Raw genomic sequence first — 21,244 nt, 5'->3', positions numbered from 1 at the left:
CCATGCAAGGCAAATGGCTGGAAGACTTCCTGCTGCTGGCCCAGGAGCGCAGCTTCACGCGCGCGGCCGAGCTGCGCCATGTCACCCATCCGGCCTTCGGGCGGCGCATCCGCGCGCTGGAGGCCTGGGCCGGCACGCCCCTGGTCGAGCCCGGCGGCGGCCCCGTGCGGCTGACGCCGGCCGGCGAAGCCTTCCGCGACACGGCCGAGCAACTGGTGCGCACGCTGGCCCAGTCGCACGATGAACTGCAGGCCGTGGCCGGGCGCCAGGCCCGCGTGATCACCCTGGCCACGGGGCGCACGCTGGCGCGCACCATCGTGGCCGACTGGCTGACGCGCCACGGCAGCGTGCTGCAGACGGCCGAGCTGCGCGTGGTCACACGCACGCTGGACGAGACCGTGGCCATGCTGCAGCGCGGCGAAGTCAGCTTCACGCTGGTCTATCACCACGCCGCCATTGGCGTGCGCCTGGACGGCCGCCAGTTCAGCTACCTGACGGTGATGCAGGACAGGCTGGTGCCCGTGGCCCGCGCCGATGCCCAGGGCCGCCCGCTGTACGAGCTGTCGGCCAGCCACCAGCCCGTCGCTCCCGTGCCCTACCTGGCCTTCTCGCACAGCATGGCCCTGGGCCGCCTGGTGGAAGACCACCTGGCCCGGCATCCGCTGGCGCCGCGCCTGCGCCGCTGCGTGGACTGCGACTCGGCCGACGCCCACTACGAATACGTGCTGCGCGGCCTGGGCCTGGCCTGGATGCCGTGGTCCATGGTGCGCGGCGACTGCCAGGCCGGCCGCCTGGCCGTGGCCGGCGACCCGGGCCTGGAAGTGCACTTCGACGTGCGCCTGTACCGTCCCAAGCGCCACCTGGGTCCTGCTGCCGAGCAGTTCTGGAGCGACATCACGGGCGCCTGACGGGTGCATGCATGCGCCCTCCTGGTGCAAACCCGCACCGCGCTGTGGAACAAGCGGATTTTGGTGCTGCAATGGCTCCGCCTCGTGCCGAATCAGCACCAAATGCCTGGGTAGTCCTTCGCACAATCAATCTCATACATTTCAGGAATAACCCCATGCCCAGCAACTCCCTCCTGCGCCGCACCGCCCTGGCCTGCGGCCTGCTGATCGCCGCCACCGGCAGCGCCTTGGCCGACGACGCCGCCAGCTACCCCAACCGTGCCATCACCATGATCGTGGGCTACCCCGCCGGCGGCAGCACCGACCTGGTGGGCCGCTTCGTGGCCGATGGCCTGGCCTCGCGCCTGGGCCAGCCCGTGGTGGTGGAGAACCTGGGCGGCGCCGGCGGCGCCATCGGGGCGCAAAAGGCCGTCAAGGCCACGCCCGACGGCTACACGCTGTTCGTGGGCGCCAACAACGAGCTGGCCATCGCACGGCTGATCAACAAGAGCATCAAGTACTCCATCGGCGACTTCACGCCCATCGGCATGATCGGCTCCCAGCCCATGGTGCTGGTGGCCTCGCAGAAGGCCGGCGTCAAGACAGCCGCCGAGTTCAGCGCCCTGGTGGCCAAGAACCCGGGCAAGTTCAGCTACGGCAGCTCGGGCGTGGGCACGGCATTGCACCTGGCCGGTGAAATGATCAAGGAGCAGGGCAAGCTGCACATGACCCACATCCCCTACCGCGGCGTGGCGCCCCTGACCACGGACCTGGTGGGCAACAACATCGAGTTCGGCATGTTCGTGCTGTCCTCGGGCCTGCCCCAGATCCGCGCGGGCAAGGTCATCGCCCTGGGCACGACGGAGGCCAAGCGCTCGGCCATCACGCCCGACATCCCGGCCCTGTCCGAGCTGCCCCAGTACAAGAACGTGGACATCAACGTCTGGTTCGCGCTGATGGCGCCCAAGGGCCTGCCCGCACCCGTGGCCGCCAAGGTCAAGAAGGCGCTGGACGAGACCATGGCCTCGCCCGAGTTCCGCAAGAAGATGGAAGAGGCAGGCTCGGTGGTGGCCGATCCCAAGACGGATGCCGGCAAGTACATCAACGCCGAGATCGCCAAGTACACAAAAATCGTCCAATTCGCCCATATTGAGAATTGACCCCCCTGAGCGGCTGCGCCGCTTCCCCCCACTCTCGCCGTGCTGCGCACGGCGGGCGGGGGGACGCAGCCCTTGCTGCGGGGCGGCCCTTGCTTGGCTGCCCTCGCTTGCGCTGCGTCAGTTGCAAAAGCCGTGCGCGTGTAGACAACGGAGTGAGTGATGGAAACTTTGCGATTTGACCTTCCCCTGCCCGACCTGAGCGCCTGGCGCGCGGGCAATACCGGTACCGAGGGCGTGTGGCAATTCGACTCGGGACGCCCGGGCCGCCACGTGATGATTTCCGCGCTGGTGCACGGCAACGAGATCTGCGGCGCCTGGGCCGTGTCCGGGCTGCTTCAGGCCCTGAACAACGGCCTGGCGCTGGACAACGGCCGCCTGACCCTGGTGCTGGCCAACCTCGATGCCTTCGACCGCTTCGACGCGGCCAGCCACGATGCCTCGCGCTTCGTGGACGAGGACATGAACCGCCAGTGGATAGACGCACGCATCGACGAGGGCAGCACCCGCGAACGCCGCCGCGCCGCCGCGCTGCGCCCCTTCGTGCAGCAGGCCGACTGGCTGCTGGACCTGCATTCCATGCACGAGCCCTCGGCCCCACTGCTGCTGACCGGCATGCAGCCGCGCAACCGCGATCTGGCGCGCCAGATGGGTGCGCCGGCGAACATCGTCGTGGATGCCGGCCACAAGGACGGCACGCGGCTGCGCGACTACGGGCGCTTCGGCCTGCCCGACGCCGAGGCCGGCGACTCGCGCTCGCTGCTGATCGAATGCGGCTTCCACGGCGATCTGGCCAGCCGCGACGTGGCGCACGACCAGTGCCTGCGTTTCCTCGAAGTGGCCGCCATCTTCGACAACGGCGCGCTGCACGCCGCCCTGCCCGGCTGGAAGCAGGCCGACGCACCGGCCCAGTGGGCGCTGGAAGTCACGGCGCCCGTGGTGGCCAAGAGCAGCGGCTTTCGCTTCACGGCGCCGTTCACGGGGCTGGAGCGCTTCGAGAAGGCCGGCACGGTGATCGGCGACAACGATGGCGAGCCGGTGATCACGCCCTATGGCGACTGCGTGCTGGTCATGCCCTCGGTGCGCCAGGCGCGCGCGGGCGTGACCGTGGTGCGCTTTGCGCGGCGCTCGCCGCTCTGAGCGTCAGGGGCGCTGGCAGCGCGCGGGCGACAGCCGTTCAGGCTGCACGCCCTGCGCGGCCAGGCGCGCATCCAGCGGCTCGCCGCGCAGCAGGTTGCGCGCCAGCAGGCTGTAGCCGAAGGCGCTCTGTATGCCGTAGCCGCCCTGGGCGGCCACCCAGAAAAAGCCCGGCAGCGGCGCAGGCGAGGCATCCCAGCCCACGGCCATCTCGCCATCGGCCACAAAGCTGCGCAGACCGGCCCAGGTGTGGGAGGGCCGGCGGATCTGCAGCGTGGTCACTTCCTCGATGCGCCAGATGCCCGTGGCCACGTCCAGTTCCTCGGGCGCCACGTCCTGCGGCGCCACGGGGTCGGCGTTGGCGGGCGAGCCCAGCAGCTGGCCTGCATCGGGCTTGAAGTAAAAGCCCTCGTCGGCGCTGATCACGGCGGGCCAGTGCGCGGCGTCCATGCCTTCGGGCACGGCAAAGGTGAAGGCACTGCGCCGCTTGGGCACCAGGCCTATGGGCGCTGCGCCCGCCAGCGCACCCAGCGCATCGGCCCAGGCGCCGGCTGCGTTGACCACGCAGCGCGCGCGCACCTGGCTGCCGTCGGCAAGGTCCACGGTCCAGACACCGCCGTCCTGCGCCAGCGCGCGGACCTCGGCGCTGCAGCGCAGCTTGCCGCCGCACTGGCGCAGGCCGCGCAGGAAGCCCTGGTGCAGGCCATGCACGTCGATGTCGCGCGCGCCGTCGTCCGCAAAGCCATCGACCAGCAGCGCGGTATTCAGGCAGGGCACCAGGGCCTTGAGTTCATCGGGGCCCAGGCGCCGCGCCTGGGGCGAGTGCAGGAGCGCCTCGGCATGGGCGGCATCGAGCAGGTCCTTCTGCGCGGCCGTGCCCACATAGAGCACGCCGCGCGGCGCCAGGATGGGCGCCTGCACAAAGCCTTGCGGCGGCTGCTCGTAGAAGGCGCGGCTGGCGCGCGTCAGCGCCTGGACCTGCAGCGGGCCATAGTGCTCCTCATACAGAGCGGCCGAGCGGCCCGTGCTGTGGTAGCCAGGCTGGGATTCGCGCTCCAGCACCAGCACCGAGGCGCCGCCATCGCGCGCCAGCTGCCAGGCCACCGAGGCACCGGCCATGCCCGCGCCCACCACCACGAAATCACGGATGCTGCTGTCCATGGCCGGCCTCACTTTGCGTTCTTGCGGCCTGGCTTGGCCTGCGCGGGAGCCGACGCTGCCTCCAGGTAGGGCCGCAGATAGCGCCCCGTATGGCTGGCCGGGTTGGCCGCCACGTCCTCGGGCGTGCCCGTGGCCACCACCTGACCGCCGCCAGAGCCGCCTTCGGGGCCCATGTCGATGATCCAGTCGGCCGTCTTGATCACGTCCAGGTTGTGCTCGATGACCACGATGGTGTTGCCCGCATCGCGCAGCTGCTGCAGCACCTTGAGCAGCAGGGCGATGTCGGCGAAGTGCAGGCCCGTCGTGGGCTCGTCCAGGATGTAGAGCGTGCGCCCCGTGTCGCGCTTGGACAGCTCCTGGGCCAGCTTGACGCGCTGCGCCTCGCCGCCCGACAGCGTGGTCGCGCTCTGGCCCAGGCGGATATAGGACAGGCCCACGTCCAGCAGGGTCTGCAGCTTGCGGGCGATGGTGGGCACGTCCTTGAAGAAGGCATGGGCGTCCTCCACCGTCATCTCCAGGATCTGGGAGATGTTGCGGCCCTTCCACTGCACCTCCAGCGTCTCGCGGTTGTAGCGCTGGCCGTTGCAGATGTCGCAGGGCACGTAGACGTCGGGCAGGAAGTGCATCTCCACCTTGACCACGCCATCGCCCTGGCAGGCCTCGCAGCGGCCGCCGGCCACGTTGAACGAGAAGCGCCCGGGGCCGTAGCCGCGCTCCTTGGCGGTGTTGGTCTCGGCCATCAGGTCGCGGATGGGCGTGAACAGGCCCGTGTAGGTGGCCGGGTTGCTGCGCGGCGTGCGGCCTATGGGCGACTGGTCCACATTGATGACCTTGTCGAAATGGCCCATGCCGATGATGTCGTCGTGCGGCGCAGCCTCGCCGCCGGCGCGGTGGATCTGGCGTGCCGCCTCGGTATAGAGCGTGTCGTTGACCAGCGTGCTCTTGCCCGAGCCCGAGACGCCGGTCACGCAGGTCAGCAGGCCCACGGGAAAGTCCGCCGTCACGCCCTTGAGGTTGTGGCCGCGTGCGCCCACCACGCGCAGGGCCTGCAGTTGCGGCGCGCCGGGGGCGGTTGCGTTGTCGGGATTGGCGGGGGGCTGCTGGGCGCGGGCCGGAAAGCCCTTGGCCGCTGGCCGGGCCTCGCCCTCGGCCGTTGCCTCCAGCACGGGTTGCCAGGGCGTGCGCCGCGCAGGCACGTCGATGCGCTGGGTGCCCGCCAGGTAGCGGCCCGTGGGTGAATCGGGATTGGCGCGCACCTCTTCGTAGCTGCCCTGGGCCATGACGCGGCCGCCATGCACGCCCGCGCCGGGCCCCAGGTCGATGATCTGGTCGGCCGCGCGCATCATGTCCTCGTCGTGCTCGACCACGATGACGCTGTTGCCGATGTCGCGCAGGTGCTGCAGCGTGCCGATGAGCTTGTCGTTGTCGCGCTGGTGCAATCCGATGCTGGGCTCGTCCAGCACATACATCACGCCCGTCAGGCCGCTGCCGATCTGGCTGGCCAGGCGGATGCGCTGGGCCTCGCCGCCGGACAGGGTGTCCGCGCCGCGCTCCAGGCTCAGGTAGCTCAGGCCCACGTCGTTGAGGAACAGCAGGCGCGAGGCGATCTCGCGCACCACCTTGCCCGCGATCTCGGCCTTGGCGCCCGACAGCTGCAGGGACGCGCACCAGGCATGGGCCTCGGCCAGCGTGGCATGGCCCACTTCGTAGATGGCGCGGGCCTGCTCGCCCTCGCCGATGCGCACGAAGCGCGCCTCGCGGCGCAGCCGCGTGCCGCCGCAGTCGGGGCAGACGGCGACGCTGCGCAGCCGCGCCAGATCATCGCGCACCACGCTGGACTCGGTCTCGCGCCAGCGCCGCGTGATGTTGGGAATGATGCCCTCGAAGGGATGGCTCTTGACCATGGACTCGCCCTTGCGCGCGCCGCTGTCGAAGACGTAGCTGAAGGGCATTTCCTCCTCGCCCGAGCCCCAGAGCACCACATGGCGCACCTTCTCGGGCAGCTCCTCGAAGGGCAGCTCCACATCGGTGCCGTAGTGGCGCGCCACGCTCTCCAGCATGGAGAAGTAGTAGCCGTTGCGCCGGTCCCAGCCCTTGACGGCGCCACTGGCCAGGCTCAGCGTGGGGAAGGCGACCACGCGCTCGGGGTCGAAGGACTCCGTGCAGCCCAGGCCGTCGCAGCCCGGGCAGGCGCCCATGGGCGAGTTGAACGAGAACAGGCGCGGCTCCAGCTCGGGCAGCGAATAGCTGCACAGCGGGCAGGCGAACTTGGCGCTGAAGAGGTGTTCCTTGCCGCTGTCCATCTCCAGGGCGATCACGCGGCCGCCGGCGTCGGCGCCACCCGCGCGCAGGGCGGCCTCGAAGCTCTCGGCCAGGCGCTGCTGGGCGTCGGCGCGCACCTTGAGGCGGTCGATCACCACGTCGATGTCGTGGCGCTCGTTCTTCTCCAGCGCGGGCAGGGAATGGGACTCATGGATCTTGCCGTCGATGCGAAAGCGCACATAGCCCTGGGCCTGCATCTGCGCGAACAGCTCGGCGAACTCGCCCTTCTTGTTGCGCGCCAGCGGCCCCAGCACCATGAGGCGCGTGTCCTCGGGCAGGGCCAGGGCCGCATCCACCATCTGGCTGATGGTCTGGGACTGCAGCGGCAGGTTGTGGTCGGGGCAGTAGGGCGTGCCGGCGCGTGCGAACAGCAGGCGCAGGTAGTCGTTGATCTCGGTCACCGTGCCCACGGTGGAGCGCGGGTTGTGGCTGGTGGCCTTCTGTTCGATGCTGATGGCGGGCGACAGGCCCTCGATCAGGTCCACATCGGGCTTGTCCAACCGCCCCAGGAACTGGCGCGCATAGGCCGACAGGCTCTCCACATAGCGGCGCTGGCCCTCGGCATACAGCGTGTCGAAGGCCAGGCTGGACTTGCCCGAGCCCGACAGCCCGGTGATCACCACCAGCCGGTTGCGCGGAATGTCCAGGTCGATGTTCTTGAGGTTGTGCGTGCGCGCACCGCGGATGGCGATGCGTGACTGCGCCAGCGCCAAGCCAAGGTAGCGGCCGTCGGGCTGGGAGCGGGAGTCGGCGGCCCGGTCCAGGCCGCCGTCTTCGGAAATCGTGTGGGAACCAGGCATCGGGAAAACCCCTGCGAAGGCGAACCCGCCATGATAGGTCAGAACCCGTGCCACCGCATGGCGGCTCGGTCTGCGGGGCGGCAGGGCCTTCTGCGGCGCCCCTTCACAAAACTGTCTTGCACTGCCTTGCATAACCCAGCCACCCCGCAGCGCCGGCCTATGGGCGAGAATGGCGGATTGCTTGCCCCCACAACAGTGCACCCCGTGCTCGATTCCCCCACACCCGTCCACGGCGCCCAGGCGCCAGCCCCCTCCTCGGCCGCATCGGGCCGCATGACCCCGCAGGAACGCCGATCCAGCGCCAGCCTGGCGCTGATCTTTGCGCTGCGCATGCTGGGCCTGTTCCTGGTGCTGCCGGTGTTCGCGCTGGAGGCGCGCAAGTACCCGGGCGGTGACGATCCGGCCATGATCGGCCTGGCCATGGGCCTGTACGGGCTCACCCAGGCCGTGTTCCAGCTGCCGCTGGGCCTGGCTTCGGACCGGTTCGGGCGCAAGCGCGTCATCGTCGCCGGGCTGCTGGTCTTTGCCGCGGGCAGCCTGCTGGCGGCCACGGCCGACTCGCTGCTGGGCCTGATGTGGGGCCGGGGCCTGCAGGGCGCGGGCGCCGTCTCGGCCGCCGTGACCGCGCTGCTGGCCGACCTCACGCGCGACAGCGTGCGCACCAAGGCCATGGCCATGGTGGGCGGCAGCATCGGACTCATGTTTGCGCTGGCCCTGGTGCTCAGCCCCCTGCTGGCGGCCTGGGGCGGGCTGCCTGGCATCTTCGGCCTGACCTGCGCCCTGGCGCTGGCGGGCATTGCCGTCGTGCTCTTGGTCGTCCCGCCCGAGCCCGCGCGCCACGCCGACCAGCCGCGCGGCCGCATGGCAGAGCTGTGGCGCCATGGCGACCTGGTGCGCCTGAACCTGGGCGTCTTCGTGCTGCACACCGTGCAGATGTCCATGTGGGTGGCCGTGCCCGCCATGCTGGTGCAGGCAGGCCTGGACAAGCAGGCGCACTGGCATGTCTACCTGCCGGCCGTGGTGCTGTCCTTCGCCGCCATGGGCGGCCTGTTCGCCATGGAGCGGCGCGGGCGCCTGCGCGCGGCCCTGCTGGGCGCCATCGCCCTGATCACCCTCGTGCAGATCGGCCTGGGCCTGCTGGCGGCCGGCGGCGCGCAGCCGCCGCTGTGGGCCATGGCCGTGCTGATGTTCGTGTTCTTCTGCGGCTTCAACGCGCTGGAGGCCACCCAGCCCAGCCTGGTATCGCGCATGGCGCCGGCTCCGCTGCGCGGCGCGGCGCTGGGCGCCTACAACACGCTGCAATCGCTGGGCCTGTTCGCAGGCGGCGCGCTGGGCGGCGCCGTCGCCAAATGGGCCGGCATGCCGGGCCTGTTCACCCTGACGAGCGTCCTGGCCGTGCTGTGGCTGGTCGTCACCTGGCCGCTGCGCCCCGTGGGCCGCCACGGCTGAACGGCGGATTTTCAGACGGTTACAAGCCGCGGCCACAGGCGGTTGCCGCGGGATATCCGCCCCCTGCCATCGGCGGACGGCTTGCGGCACAATGGCGCGTCTGGCCCGGGATCCATCCCTCTATGCCCGGGCCACTTCCCTATGTAAAGGTATTTCACTCATGGCATCCGTCAACAAAGTCATCATCGTCGGCAACCTCGGACGCGACCCCGAAATGCGCACCTTCCCGAGTGGCGATCAGGTGGCCAACGTGACCATCGCCACCACCGACCGCTGGCGCGACAAGAACACCGGCGAGAACAAGGAAGCCACCGAGTGGCACCGCGTGGTCTTCAACGGCCGCCTGGCTGAAATCGTGGGCCAGTACCTGCGCAAGGGCAGCCAGGTCTATGTCGAAGGCAGCCTGCGCACGCGCAAGTGGACCGACCAGGCCAGCGGCCAGGAACGCTACGCCACCGAAATCCGTGCCGACAGCATGCAGATGCTGGGCAGCCGCCAGGGCGGCGGCGGTGGCCAGCAAGGCGGCGGCTACGGCGATGAAGGCTACGGCGACAGCGGCTACGACGCCCCTCCCCAGCAGCAGCAACAGCGCCGCCCGGCCCCCATGGCAGCACCCGCACCGCGCCAGGCCCCTGCCCAGCGCCCCGCTCCTGCGCCCATGGCACCCCCGCCGCAGCGCGCAGCCTCGGGCTTTGACGACATGGATGACGACATTCCGTTCTGATTCAGACCATCAAGGTTCTTGAGCATCCAGACCCGCTTTCCCCGGAAAGCGGGTTTTGTTTTTCCAGGCGCCCGACGACAAATCCCATGCCCCTGCCGCGTGCCAGAACCCTGTTGTGGAGTCTTGTCCTGTGCCTGCCACTGGCCGTGTTCGGCTGGCTGGCTGCAGCCCTGTGCCTGATCTCGCAGGAGGACTACACGCCCGAGCCCGGCAGCTTCACCTACTACATCGGCATCTCGTCCCTGGTACGCCATGCGCCGCTGGTGGGCGCGCTGGGCAAGGCGGAGTACTTCGGCACCGTGGGCGACGGCAACAAGCCGCCACACCGCCTGGTGTCCTATGACGTGGAGTTCGCAAGCATTGGCCCCGCCACGCACGCCTTCGATGCCTACCTGCTCGGCAAAGGCTATTCCCGGAGTGCGGACGACGAAACGCCCGGCCCCTCCTACGGCATGGGGCGGCGCGTTCGCCATGCCAGGTACACGGCGGCTTCGGGCCAAGTCGTCTACGTGGAAGTGGTGCAGGCCTCGTCGGCCGAGCAAGGCCCTGTGCGCTACCGCGCCACCATGGCGCACTACGACTGATTGCGGCCAGGGGTCCATCCCGCGGCAGGCAGCACCCCCTCGTACAATCGCGCCCGTGATTTCAGTCCACCGGCACCGTCAACTAGGGGCTCGCCAAGCGCGCAGCCGCGATGCCGCACGCCTTCACAGCTTTACGCTGGCCCGCATCGCGCGCGGCTCGCAGAGCCGGCGCTCGGGCTGCACCCGCCTGGCGCCGCCGTAGCACGGCCGAACTGTACAAGCCGCCAGGTTTCGGGCATCGCCCGACGCCCGGCATGTCCATTCCCGTCTACAAAATCCTGCCCCGCCCTGTCGCACCCAGCGCGGCGGGGCCGGCCATTTCCATGTCGAAACACCCCCATCCCTTTCGCGCCGAGTGGGCGCCCAGCATTCCGCGCGAGCTCATGGCCGGCGCCGTGGCCACCTTTGCGCTGATCCCCGAGGTCATCGCCTTCTCCTTCGTGGCTGGCGTCGATCCCGCCGTCGGCCTGTTCGCCTCCTTCATCATCAGCATCGTCATCGCCTTCACCGGCGCGCGCCCGGCCATGGTGTCGGCGGCAGCGGGCTCGGTCGCCCTGGTGGCCGCTCCGCTGGTGCATGCGCATGGCGTGCAGTACCTTTTTGCGGCCGGCATTCTTGCGGGAGCCGTGCAGATCCTGTTCGGCCTGCTGCGCCTGGGCGTGCTGATGCGCTATGTGTCCGGCTCGGTGCGCACGGGCTTCGTCAATGCGCTGGCCATCCTGATCTTCTCGGCCCAGATGCCGCACCTGATCGGTGCCAATGCCGCCACCTGGGCCATGGTGGGTGCCGGCCTGCTGATCATCTACGGCCTGCCCCGGCTGACCACGGCCGTGCCCTCGCCCCTGGTCTGCATCGTGGTGCTGACGGTGGCGGCGAATTGGCTGGACCTGCCCCTGAAGACGGTCGCCGACCTGGGCCTGCTGCCGGACGGCCTGCCCAGCTTCGGGCTGCCGCAGGTGCCGTGGTCGCTGGAGACGCTGCGCCTGATCGCCCTGCCCGCGCTGGCGATCGCCATGGTGGGATTGCTGGAGTCCATGATGACGGCCAGCGTGGTCGATGAACTCACGGACACGCCCAGCTCCAAGAACCGCGAGTGCAGCGGCATCGGCGTGGCCAACATCGCGGCCAGCCTGTTCGGCGGCATTGCCGGCTGCGCCATGATCGGCCAGACCGTGGGCAATGTGCGCTACGGCGGCCGCGGCCGGCTTTCCACGCTGTTCGCGGGCGCCTTCCTGCTCATCCTGATGGTGCTGCTCAAGCCCTGGGTGTCCCAGGTGCCGGTGGCGGCGCTGGTGGCCATCATGGTGATGGTGTCGGCCTCCACGCTGGACTGGGGATCGGCCCGCGCCCTGCTCAGGCATCCCAAGCTGTCCAGCGCCGTGATGCTGGCCACCGTGGTGGTCACCGTGGCCACGGACAACCTGGCCGCCGGCGTGGGCGTCGGCGTGCTGCTCAGCGGGGTGTTCTTCACCTTCAAGGTCTCAAGGCTGCTGTCCGTCGAGAAGACGCAGGACGATGCAGGCCTGACCTACCGCGTCTCGGGCCAGGTCTTCTTTGCCTCGGCCGACCAGCTGGTCGATGCATTCGACGTGCGGGACATCGAAGGCCGGCCGGTGCGCATCGAACTGACCAACGCCCATTTCTGGGACATCACGGCCGTCAATGCGCTGGACAAGGTCTGCCAGCGCCTGCGCAAGCACGGCAGCACGGTCGAGGTGACGGGCCTGAACGAACACGGCCGGGCACTGGTGTCGCGGCTGGATATCGGCATCGAGTAGGAAACCTGCCCCGGGCATGGTTTTCCAGCGCTGGCAGACCACTTGCTTTCCTGGGGCAGACGCGGTCTGCTCTTTCGCAAAGAGAAATCCGTCAAATATCGAATGGGTCATTCAGAAAATTCTCTATTTCAAAGAGTTACTCTTTTGAAATAAAGATTTCAGCCCGCTCATTTAGGATCTGGACCGCTGTCACCTCCCCGAACCCGTCCCACCTCTTCCATGCGACTCAGATCCGTTATCTTTGGCCTTGTCCTCCTGGTCTTTGCCGCATCCGCATCCTGGTTGGCCGTGTTTGGGTTTCTCATCTCCCAGGAGGACTACTCGCCTGAGCGGGGATCGCTCAGATATTACGTAGGCATCTCTTCCCTGATACGCAATGCGCCAGCGACAGGGACGATGGCGCAGCCCGCCTACTTCGGCTCCGTCGGTGATGGCAACAAGCCCCCGCAGTCCGAGATGACCTTCGAGACCAGCGCCAAGGACATCACCGAGGCCACTGCGGCCATCACCAGCTACCTGCGCCAGAAGGATTTCCACCAGAGATCCATCGATGCCGAAAATGCCGCCGCATCGTTTGTCCCCGAGGGAGAGCGCCTTGTCCAATACGCGCAATACGCGTCATCGGCCGGCGAAGTTGCCGTACTGGCGGTCACCCAGGCAATCGCAACAGGCCTGTGCAAAGTCACGCTCACCCATTACGACTGAACATGTCCAGCAGATCCCATATACCCCGAAGACTCATCTATACCTGCAACTGCGGATGGATTGACCTGGGCCACCTCCAATCGGTCGAGAGCCATCGCAATCGCTACGCCAGTGCGGCCTATCTCTGGAAAGACATACTGCATGAGCGCGGCATCGGGATTCCCGGTCACTCCGACAGCCATCTGATTCAATACAAGCAATCCATGGGGCGCTTTGGCCTGACCCAGGAATTTGCCAAGTTCTATCTCGTCAAGAAAGGCCTGTCTCTTTCAGCGAAGCGCTCCGTGGCCCTGGCCATATTCATGGAGGTTTCCATGGGCTTCGAGAGCCTGCAGGCATCCATGTCGCTCCTCACAGACAGTGGATTCAGCCAGGAAGACCTCGTTTCCAACCTGATTGGCTTTTACATGGTCGTGCACGGGGCACTGGACTGGAAGAACCTGTGCAAGCCGGTTTCCTCCGAGGCATCGCTGGCCGTCTGGGATGCCAACGGTCCCGTGGGAAGCCATAAAAACAAAGTCTTCCAGCCGCAGTTCCACGCCTGCGAGGAATGCAAGAGCAAGCACCATGTGCAGCTGCCGCGCTTTCCTTCCGCGTTTCAGTCCATACAGCCCGCATCCAAGGGTCTGCACTTCATCGAAGCATCTGATGGACTGCCAGTGCCAAAGCACATGCTTTCGACACTGTTTCCCTGAGTCTTCCTGCCCTGCGCCAGAACGCAGGCGCCCTCACCGCTCATCGAACGACAGCACCACGCGCTCGGTCAGCGGATGCGCCTGACAGGTCAGGACAAAGCCGCAGGCGACCTCGTTCTTGTCGAGGGCGAAGTTGCGCTCCATGCGCACCTCGCCCTCGACCACCTTGGCGCGGCAGGTGCCGCAGACGCCCGAGGTGCAGGAATAGGGCACTTCCAGCCCGGCCGAGGAGGCCGCGTCCAGGATGCTGGCCTGGCCGCGCGTGAAGGGGATCTCGCGCGAGAGGCCGTCGCGCACCAGGGTGATGCGGGCGGTGGCGGCGTCGCCGGGCTGGGCCTCGTGCACCACGGCGCCCACCGTGCCCTGGCCTGCGGCCGGCAGGGCCACGCCGAAGCGCTCGATGTGGATGCGCTCCTCGGCCACGCCGGCGGCCAGCAGGGCGGCCTCGGCCTCGTCGTTCATCTGGAAGGGTCCGCAGATGTAGACATGGTCGATGTGTGCGGCCGGCACCACGCCCTGCAGGAATTCGGCGATCTTGGCTCGGTCCATCACGCCCATGTTCAGCGGCAGGTCGGTGTGCTCGTCCGAGAACACATGCTGCAGCGACAGCCGCGACATGTAGCGGTTCTTGAGGTCCTCGATCTCCTCCTTGAACATGGTGGACTGCAGCTGGCGGTTGCCGTAGATCAGCGTGAAGCGGCTGGCAGGCTCGCGCGCCAGCACGGTCTTCATGATGGACAGGATGGGCGTGATGCCGCTGCCGCCGGCGATGCCCACATGGTGGCGCGCGGCCCCGGGCTCGATGGGCACGAAGAAACGGCCCTGGGGCGCCATGACCTGCAGCGTGTCGCCGGGGCGCAGATGCTCGTTGATCCAGTTGGAGAACTGGCCGCCGCGCACCTTGCGCACACCCACGCGCAGCTCGCCGTCATCCACGCCCGCGCAGATGGAGTAGCTGCGGCGCAGGTCCTGCCCGTCGATCTGGTGGCGCAGGGTGAGGTACTGGCCCTGGGTGAAGCCGAAGACCTCGCGCAGCGCGGGCGGCACGTCGAAGGAGACGACCACGGCCTCGGCCGTGTCGGGCGCAATGCTGCGCACGCGCAGCGGGTGGAACATCGTGGTCGTGGTCGTGGTCATATCGGCTTGAAGTGTTCGAAGGGTTCGCGGCAGTCCAGGCAGCGGTGCAGGGCCTTGCAGGCCGTGGCGCCGAAGGCCGAAAGCCGCTCGGTGTGCACGCTGCCGCAGTGCGGGCAGGCAACGGGCTCGGGCACGGCAATGCCCTGGCGGCGGCGCACCAGGCGGATGGGCGAGGTGCCTTCCGGCAGGCCGGAGTCGCCACAGCGCCCGGGCGGCGCGATGCCGTACTCGCGCAGCTTGCGCCGGCCGTCGTCGCTGATCCAGTCCGTGGTCCAGGCGGGGGCGCGGCGCAGCACGGCGCGCGCAGGGCCCAGGCCTGCGGCCTCGATGGCCTCGAGCACGCTGCGCTCGATGACCTCGGTGGCGGGGCAGCCCGAGTAGGTGGGCGTGAGCACGATCTCCATGCCCTGGCCTTCGGGCAGGGCATGGACCTCGCGCACGATGCCCAGCTCGCAGACCGAGATCACGGGCACCTCGGGATCGGGCACGTCCTGCAGCGCGGCCCAGGCCAGGCGCTCGCGCTCGGCCAAGGCGGATGTGACGGCCACAAGCCGTGCGGCAGCCATCACCACACCCCACCGGGATAGGCGCGCTGCAGGTGCTGCATCTCGGCCAGGATGAAGCCCATGTGCTCGCTGTGCACGCCGTTGCGGCCCGTGCTGCGGAAGGCGGATTCGGCCGGCATGTCCAGCGTGGCCTCCTGCAGCAGGGCGGCCATTTCGGCCTGCCAGGGTTCGCGCAGCTCGGACCAGGCCGGGCCCAGGCCGCTGGCACGTGCGGCAGCGTCCGTGGCGTCGTCGGTGAACAGCTCGGCCGCATAGCGCCACAGCTGGGCCAGCGCAGCTTCCATACGCTGGCGCGATTCCTCGGTGCCGTCGCCCAGGCGCACCACCCAGTCGCCCGCGTGCTGCTCGTGGTAGCGCGCCTCCTTGAGCGCCTTGGCGGCGATGGCGGCCAGCTCGGCGTCGCTGGAGTGCACCAGACGCTCCCACATCAGGCGCAGCCAGGTGGCGGCCATGGCGTTGCGCAGCACGGTGAAGGCGAAGTCGCCGCGCGGCAGCTCGGCCAGCGTGGCGTTGAAGTAGTCGCGTTCGTCGCGCAGGAAGGCCAGCTGGTCCTCATCGTGCGCGCGGCCTTCAAGCTGGCCGGCGCGGGTCAGCAGGGCTCGTGCCTGGCCGACCAGGTCCAGCGCCATGTTGGTCATGGCGATGTCCTCTTCGAGGATGGGCGCGTGGCCGCACCACTGGCCCAGGCGCTGGGCCAGGATCAGGCAGGTATCGCCCAGGCGCAGCAGGTACTGCACCTCGGGACGGGCGTCGATGGCGATGGCGATGGAGGAGGCGGAGGCGTTCATGGCAGCACCCCGCTCACATGTGGTCCACCGAGGGCGGCAGCTGGTAGAAGGTCGGATGGCGGTAGACCTTGTCCTGCGCCGGGTCGAAGAACATGTCCTTGTCGCCGGGGTCGCTGGCCACGATCTGGTCCGAGCGCACCACCCAGACGCTCACGCCCTCCTGGCGCCGCGTGTAGACATCGCGCGCCATCTGCAGCGCCATCTGCGGGTCGGCCGCATGCAGGCTGCCGCAGTGCTTGTGGTCCAGGCCGGCCTTGCTGCGGACGAAGACTTCCCACAGCGGCCATTCCTGGGAAGTGTTCTGGGGGGTGCTCTGATCGGGGGTGCTCATGCGGCCTCCTTGTGGGGCTGGTTTTTCTGTTCCTGCTTGCGGGCATGGGCCAGCGCGGCTTCGCGCACCCAGGCGCCCTCATCCCAGGCCGTGACGCGTGCGCCCAGGCGCTCGCGGTTGCAGGGGCCGTCTCCGGCGATCACGCGCCAGAACTCGTCCCAGTCGATGGGGCCATGGTCATGGGCCTGGCGGGCCTCGTTCCATTTCAGGTCGGGGTCGGGCAGGGTCACGCCCAGCACCTTGGCCTGGTCCACCGTGGCGTCGATGAACTTCTGGCGCAGCGCGTCGTTGGAGATGCGCTTGATGCCCCAGCGCATGGACTGCGCGCTGTTGGGAGACTGGTCGTCGGGAGGACCGAACATCATGATGGACGGCCACCACCAGCGGTTGACGGCGTCCTGCACCATGGCCTTCTGCGCCTCGGTGCCCTGCTGCATCATGGTCAGCAGCGCCTCGTAGCCCTGGCGCTGGTGAAAGCTCTCCTCGCGGCAGATGCGCACCATGGCGCGCGCGTAGGGCGCATAGGAGCAGCGGCAGATGGGCACCTGGTTCATGATGGCCGCGCCGTCCACCAGCCAGCCGATGGTGCCCATGTCGGCCCAGGTCAGCGTGGGGTAGTTGAAGATGGAGCTGTACTTGGCCTTGCCCGTGTGCAGCGCGTGCAGCATCTGGTCGCGGCTGCTGCCCAGCGTCTCGGCGGCGGCGTAGAGGTACAGGCCATGGCCGCCCTCGTCCTGCACCTTGGCCAGCAGGATGGCCTTGCGCTTGAGGGTGGGCGCGCGGCTGATCCAGTTGCCCTCGGGCAGCATGCCGACGATCTCGCTGTGCGCGTGCTGGCTGATCTGGCGCAGCAGCGTCTTGCGGTAGTTGTCGGGCATCCAGTCCTTGGCCTCGATGAATTCGCCGGCATCGATGCGCTCGTCAAAGCGCTGCTGCAGGCGCATTTCGTCGGCCGAGCGCACGGCCTTGCCGCCATCGCCCGCTTCCTTGCCCATGGTGTCCATGGCCTGGGTATACATGTGCGATCTCCTTCAATGAAATGGTTGACGACGGCCGGCGGTGCCTCAGCGCGGCCGCTTGTCGTACACGCGCCTGGCCTTGCCGGTCTGCGTGCGCTCGATGGTGTCGGGATCGAAGACGCGCACCGCCGTGGAAATGCCCACCAGGGTCTTGATGCGCTGCTGCACCCACTGCGCGATCTCGCCGCGCTCGGCATCGCCCAGGCCGCGCCGCTGCGGCTGCAGCTCGCAGTGCACCTCGACGGTGTCCAGAAGGCCTTCACGGCTGATGTGCATCTGGTACAGGCCCGTGAGGCTGGCATTGGCCAGCACGATTTCCTCGATCTGGGTCGGAAAGACGTTGACGCCGCGGATGATCATCATGTCGTCGCTGCGCCCCACGATCTTGCCCATGCGCCGGAAGCTGCGCGAGGTCGGCGCCAGCAGCCGGGTCAAATCCCGCGTGCGGTAGCGCACGATGGGCATGGCTTCCTTGCTCAACGACGTGAAGACCAGCTCGCCCTCGCTTCCATCGGGCAGCACCTCGCCCGTGTCCGGGTCGATGATCTCGGGATAGAAATGGTCTTCCCAGATCACCGGCCCGTCCTTGCTCTCCACGCATTCGCTGGCCACGCCCGGGCCCATGACTTCGGACAGGCCGTAGATGTCCACGGCATCCAGCCCCGCCTTGCCCTCGATCTCGCGGCGCATGGCCTCGGTCCAGGGCTCGGCGCCGAAGATGCCGATCCGCAAAGAGCTCTCGCGCGGGTCCATCCCCTGGCGCTGCATCTCCTCCACGATCACCTGCATGTAGCTGGGCGTGACCATGATGATGTCGGGCCGGAAATCCTGGATCAGCTGCACCTGCTTTTCGGTCTGCCCGCCCGACATGGGCACCACCGTGCAGCCCGCGCGCTCGGCGCCGTAGTGCGCGCCCAGGCCGCCCGTGAACAGGCCGTAGCCATAGGCCACATGCACCATGTCGCCAGGCCGCCCGCCCGCCGCGCGGATGGAGCGCGCCACCAGGTTGGCCCAGTTGTCGATGTCATTCAACGTGTAGCCCACGACCGTGGGCTTGCCCGTGGTGCCCGAGGAGGCATGCACGCGCGCCACCTTCTGGCGCGGCACGGCGAACATGCCGAACGGATAGTTCTCGCGCAGGTCCTTCTTGGTGGTGAAGGGAAAGCGGGCCAGGTCGGATAGCGTGCGCAGGTCGGACGGATGCACGCCCTTCTCGTCGAAGGCGCGGCGGTAGTGGGGCACGTTGTCGTAGGCGTGCTGCAGCGACCAGCGCAGGCGCAGCAGCTGCAGCGAGGCGATCTCGTCGCGGCTGGCGGTTTCGATGGGGTCGAGGTCGCCGGGGGCGGGGCGCAGGTCTTTGTTCATCGGGGTTCTGGCGTCGTGAGGCAAGGGGTTCAGAATAATTGACCGACCGGACGGTAGGATTATAAGATGCAGCTTTCTTGAGCAACAAGGCTTGTTGTCCGGTACTAACCCTGATAGCGACGCCACATTCCAAACCAGGAGACATCCCATGCCCGCCCACGCCCTCTACGAACGCCACCGCCCCCTGCTCGACGACGCGCTGCAGGCCCTGTCCCGCCGGGGCCACTGGTCGCCCTTCCCCGAAGCGCCCTCGCCCAAGGTGTATGGCGAGACCGCGCAGGCCCAGGGCCATGCCGCCGTGCAGGCGCTGTTCGGCAAGGACTATCCGCTGCGCCAGCCCGGTGAACGCGCCCGCGTGGCCACCGAGCAATCGCCCTATGGCGTGGCCCTGGACATCCGCTACCCCGAGTGCGATGCCCAGGCGCTGGTGGATGCCGCCCAGGCGGCCGAGCCCGCATGGCAGGCGCTGGGACCCCAGGGCCGCACCGGCGTGCTGCTGGAGGCGCTGACGCGCATCCACCAACGCAGCTTCGAGATCGCGCATGCCGTGATGCTGACCACGGGCCAGGGCGCGATGATGGCCTTCCAGGCCGGCGGCCCCCATGCCCAGGACCGCGCCCTGGAAGCCATTGCCGTGGCCTGGAAGGCCATGGCCGACGTGCCTGCCGAGGCCGTCTGGGAAAAGCCCCAGGGCAAGCATGCGCCCGCCGTGCTGCACAAGCGCTTCGAGATCGTGGGGCGTGGCGTGGCCCTGGTCATCGGCTGCGCCACCTTCCCGACCTGGAACACCTACCCGGGCCTGTTCGCCGCGCTGGCCACGGGCAACCCCGTGATCGTCAAGCCCCACCCCAACGCCGTGCTGCCGGCTGCGCTCACCGTGAGCGTGCTGCGCGATGTGCTGACCGAGCAGGGCCTGGACCCCAACCTCGTGACCCTGGCCGTGAGCGACAAGCCCGAATTGACCCAGGCCCTGGCCACGCACGCGGCCGTGGCCTCCATCGACTTCACGGGCGGCAATGCCTTCGGCCAGTGGCTGCAGTCCAACGCGCCGCAGGCACGCCTGTACGCCGAGATGGCCGGCGTGAACCTGGTGGTGATCGAGTCCACCGATGCCTACGCAGGCATGCTGCGCAATCTGGCCCTGTCACTGTCGCTGTACAGCGGCCAGATGTGCACCACCACGCAGAACCTGCTGGTTCCGGCCGGCGGCATAGAGACTGACCAGGGCCACAAGAGCTTCGAGCAGGTCGGCGCCGATCTGGCCGCCGCCATCGACCAGTTGCTGGCCGATCCCAAGGTGGCCTTCACCGTGCTGGGCGCCATAGGCTCTGCGCAGACCGTGGAGCGCGTGGAACAGGCGGCCACCGTGGGCCGCGCCGTGCGCGCCTCGCAAAAGCTCACCCATCCCGAGTACCCGCAGGCCGAGGTGCGCACGCCCGCGCTGCGCGCGCTGGACGTGGCGGACGCTGCCATCTACGAGCGCGAATGCTTCGGCCCGGTCTCCTACCTGGTGGCCGTGCCCTCGGTCCAGGCCGCGCGCGAGCTGGCCGAGCGCAGCGTGCGTGCGCATGGCGCGATGACGCTGGGCCTGTACTCCACGGATGCGGCCTTTGTCGATGCCGTGGCGGCCTCGGCGCTGCGCTCGCGCGTGGCCCTGTCCATCAATCTCACGCAGGGCGTGATGGTCAACCAGTCGGCAGGCTTCTCGGACTTCCACGCCACGGGCGGCAATCCCGCGGCCAATGCCAGCTACACCACGCTGGCCTTCGTGGCCGACCGCTTCGTGGTCGTGCAGCGCAGGTGGTGATGGACCGGGCCGAGCCTAGGCCTGGCGGGCCTTGCGCGGCTTCTTGCCGTCAGGCGCGCTGACCGCGCGCACGCCGCCGAAGAACAGCTGGGACACCATGGTGCCTATGGCGTCATGGTCCAGCGTGCCGCCCGGCTTGAGCCAGGTGAAGGTCCAGTTGATCATGCCGAACAGCAGCATGGCCAGGGGCTTGCCCAGGGCGCTGTCGGCAGGCTCGCCACGCACCTGGGCAATGGTCTGCGCAAAGGCGGCGACCACGCGGCGCTCCACGTCCAGGATGCGCTGCTGGTCTTCCTCGCGCAGGAAGCGCACGTCCTCGGTCAGCACGCGGTGGGCATTCTGGGCCTGGGCGTACTCCTGGCCGAAGCCGCGGATCAGCGCATGCAGGCGCTGCTCGGGATCGGCATGGGCCTGCAGGGTGTCGTTGACCAGGGCTTCGAGGCGCAGCACATGCTCTTCGGCAATGCGCACGGCCAGGTCGTGCTTGTCGAGCACATAGTGGTAGAGCGTGGCCTTGGAGACGCCGCAGGCCGCAGCCACCTCGTTCATGGAGGTGCCCGCATAGCCGCGCTGCGCGAACAGCTGGGCGGCATGGGAGAGGATCATTTCACGCTGGCCATCGTAGCCAGCAGGGTCACGTACGCGTGCCATGCGGCGGCGTCCTTTCGGTAGGTGTCGTTGCCAGGGTCCGCCCGTGCGGCCCGGGCCGGAATTATGGACGGCGCAGCGGCGCGCGCCCCCGCGATTACCAGTTTTCAGGGATATGCAAAGATGCGGGCTTCGCCCACAGTCGGGCGGCCATCCTGCCCCTTTTTACGCCCGCCGCTTCGCA

The 21,244-nt window shown here is 68.5% G+C and carries 19 protein-coding genes; 10 read left to right on the top strand and 9 right to left on the bottom strand.

What is annotated here, in order from left to right; genetic code table 11:
- Nucleotides 1-2: 2 nt before the first annotated feature.
- The 3 genes from BO996_RS04235 (at nucleotide 3) to BO996_RS04225 (ending at nucleotide 3,184) form a co-directional block, all read left to right on the top strand.
- On the top strand, nucleotides 3-908 hold the full coding sequence (locus BO996_RS04235) for a LysR family transcriptional regulator (protein WP_012202755.1): 906 nt from the start codon (nucleotides 3-5) through the stop codon (nucleotides 906-908).
- A 155-nt stretch (nucleotides 909-1,063) separates the two neighbouring features.
- Entirely contained in the window at nucleotides 1,064-2,047 is a 984-nt protein-coding gene (locus tag BO996_RS04230; protein WP_043825320.1) for a Bug family tripartite tricarboxylate transporter substrate binding protein, read from the top strand.
- Between the two features lie 159 nt (nucleotides 2,048-2,206).
- Nucleotides 2,207-3,184, top strand: a complete 978-nt coding sequence (locus BO996_RS04225; RefSeq protein ID WP_012202753.1) for a succinylglutamate desuccinylase/aspartoacylase domain-containing protein — start codon at nucleotides 2,207-2,209, stop codon at nucleotides 3,182-3,184.
- A 3-nt stretch (nucleotides 3,185-3,187) separates the two neighbouring features.
- Here the strand turns inward: BO996_RS04225 and BO996_RS04220 are convergent, their stop codons facing one another.
- Complete coding sequence (locus BO996_RS04220) at nucleotides 3,188-4,342, bottom strand: NAD(P)/FAD-dependent oxidoreductase (RefSeq protein ID WP_071954101.1); 1,155 nt, start codon at nucleotides 4,340-4,342, stop codon at nucleotides 3,188-3,190.
- Nucleotides 4,343-4,350: 8 nt separating this feature from the next.
- Nucleotides 4,351-7,464: an excinuclease ABC subunit UvrA gene (gene uvrA / locus BO996_RS04215; protein ID WP_071954100.1), complete on the bottom strand. Its 3,114-nt coding sequence runs from the start codon at nucleotides 7,462-7,464 to the stop codon at nucleotides 4,351-4,353.
- A gap of 273 nt (nucleotides 7,465-7,737) precedes the next feature.
- Here uvrA and BO996_RS04210 point away from each other — a divergent pair, with 273 nt between their 5' ends.
- The 6 genes from BO996_RS04210 to BO996_RS04185 all read left to right on the top strand — a co-directional run bounded on the left by BO996_RS04210 (nucleotide 7,738) and on the right by BO996_RS04185 (nucleotide 13,399).
- Nucleotides 7,738-8,913 (top strand): MFS transporter, encoded by a 1,176-nt coding sequence (locus BO996_RS04210; protein ID WP_071954099.1) that lies wholly within the window; start codon nucleotides 7,738-7,740, stop codon nucleotides 8,911-8,913.
- A 160-nt stretch (nucleotides 8,914-9,073) separates the two neighbouring features.
- Nucleotides 9,074-9,637: a single-stranded DNA-binding protein gene (gene ssb / locus BO996_RS04205; protein ID WP_071954098.1), complete on the top strand. Its 564-nt coding sequence runs from the start codon at nucleotides 9,074-9,076 to the stop codon at nucleotides 9,635-9,637.
- 86 nt (nucleotides 9,638-9,723) lie between these two features.
- A complete protein-coding gene (locus tag BO996_RS04200; protein WP_071954097.1) occupies nucleotides 9,724-10,221 on the top strand; it encodes a hypothetical protein in 498 nt (165 codons plus the stop codon).
- A 323-nt stretch (nucleotides 10,222-10,544) separates the two neighbouring features.
- Nucleotides 10,545-11,999: a SulP family inorganic anion transporter gene (locus BO996_RS04195; protein ID WP_442856943.1), complete on the top strand. Its 1,455-nt coding sequence runs from the start codon at nucleotides 10,545-10,547 to the stop codon at nucleotides 11,997-11,999.
- 396 nt (nucleotides 12,000-12,395) lie between these two features.
- Nucleotides 12,396-12,704 (top strand): hypothetical protein, encoded by a 309-nt coding sequence (locus BO996_RS29585; protein WP_225614104.1) that lies wholly within the window; start codon nucleotides 12,396-12,398, stop codon nucleotides 12,702-12,704.
- A 2-nt stretch (nucleotides 12,705-12,706) separates the two neighbouring features.
- A complete protein-coding gene (locus BO996_RS04185; RefSeq protein ID WP_071954094.1) occupies nucleotides 12,707-13,399 on the top strand; it encodes a hypothetical protein in 693 nt (230 codons plus the stop codon).
- A 33-nt stretch (nucleotides 13,400-13,432) separates the two neighbouring features.
- Here the strand turns inward: BO996_RS04185 and paaE are convergent, their stop codons facing one another.
- From paaE to paaK, 6 genes are read right to left on the bottom strand one after another with little or no spacing between them, the layout of a single operon-like run.
- Nucleotides 13,433-14,536 carry a 1,2-phenylacetyl-CoA epoxidase subunit PaaE gene (paaE, locus tag BO996_RS04180; RefSeq protein WP_071954093.1) on the bottom strand — a complete coding sequence of 368 codons (1,104 nt, stop codon included), beginning with the start codon at nucleotides 14,534-14,536 and terminating at the stop codon, nucleotides 13,433-13,435.
- Nucleotides 14,533-15,102 (bottom strand): 1,2-phenylacetyl-CoA epoxidase subunit PaaD, encoded by a 570-nt coding sequence (paaD, locus tag BO996_RS04175; RefSeq protein ID WP_071954092.1) that lies wholly within the window; start codon nucleotides 15,100-15,102, stop codon nucleotides 14,533-14,535. The genes paaE and paaD overlap by 4 nt, the downstream gene beginning before the upstream one ends.
- Entirely contained in the window at nucleotides 15,102-15,890 is a 789-nt protein-coding gene (paaC, locus tag BO996_RS04170; RefSeq protein WP_071954091.1) for a 1,2-phenylacetyl-CoA epoxidase subunit PaaC, read from the bottom strand. The genes paaD and paaC overlap by 1 nt, the downstream gene beginning before the upstream one ends.
- Before the next feature lie 13 nt (nucleotides 15,891-15,903).
- Entirely contained in the window at nucleotides 15,904-16,221 is a 318-nt protein-coding gene (paaB, locus tag BO996_RS04165; RefSeq protein ID WP_071954090.1) for a 1,2-phenylacetyl-CoA epoxidase subunit PaaB, read from the bottom strand.
- Nucleotides 16,218-17,240, bottom strand: coding sequence for a 1,2-phenylacetyl-CoA epoxidase subunit PaaA (gene paaA, locus BO996_RS04160; RefSeq protein ID WP_071954089.1), 1,023 nt, complete (start codon nucleotides 17,238-17,240; stop codon nucleotides 16,218-16,220). The genes paaB and paaA overlap by 4 nt, the downstream gene beginning before the upstream one ends.
- Before the next feature lie 45 nt (nucleotides 17,241-17,285).
- Nucleotides 17,286-18,605: a phenylacetate--CoA ligase PaaK gene (paaK, locus tag BO996_RS04155; RefSeq protein WP_071954088.1), complete on the bottom strand. Its 1,320-nt coding sequence runs from the start codon at nucleotides 18,603-18,605 to the stop codon at nucleotides 17,286-17,288.
- A 148-nt stretch (nucleotides 18,606-18,753) separates the two neighbouring features.
- On the opposite strand from paaK, the gene paaN reads away from it, so the two are divergent.
- Nucleotides 18,754-20,412 carry a phenylacetic acid degradation protein PaaN gene (paaN, locus tag BO996_RS04150; protein WP_071954087.1) on the top strand — a complete coding sequence of 553 codons (1,659 nt, stop codon included), beginning with the start codon at nucleotides 18,754-18,756 and terminating at the stop codon, nucleotides 20,410-20,412.
- Between the two features lie 15 nt (nucleotides 20,413-20,427).
- Here the strand turns inward: paaN and BO996_RS04145 are convergent, their stop codons facing one another.
- Nucleotides 20,428-21,063, bottom strand: coding sequence for a TetR/AcrR family transcriptional regulator (locus BO996_RS04145; protein WP_071954086.1), 636 nt, complete (start codon nucleotides 21,061-21,063; stop codon nucleotides 20,428-20,430).
- Nucleotides 21,064-21,244: the final 181 nt, after the last annotated feature.

The organism is Delftia sp. HK171 (assembly GCF_001886655.1).
Lineage (GTDB): Bacteria > Pseudomonadota > Gammaproteobacteria > Burkholderiales > Burkholderiaceae_C > Comamonas > Comamonas acidovorans.
Note: the sequence above shows the minus strand (reverse complement) of the source record. Positions and strands in the feature narration are given on the sequence as shown.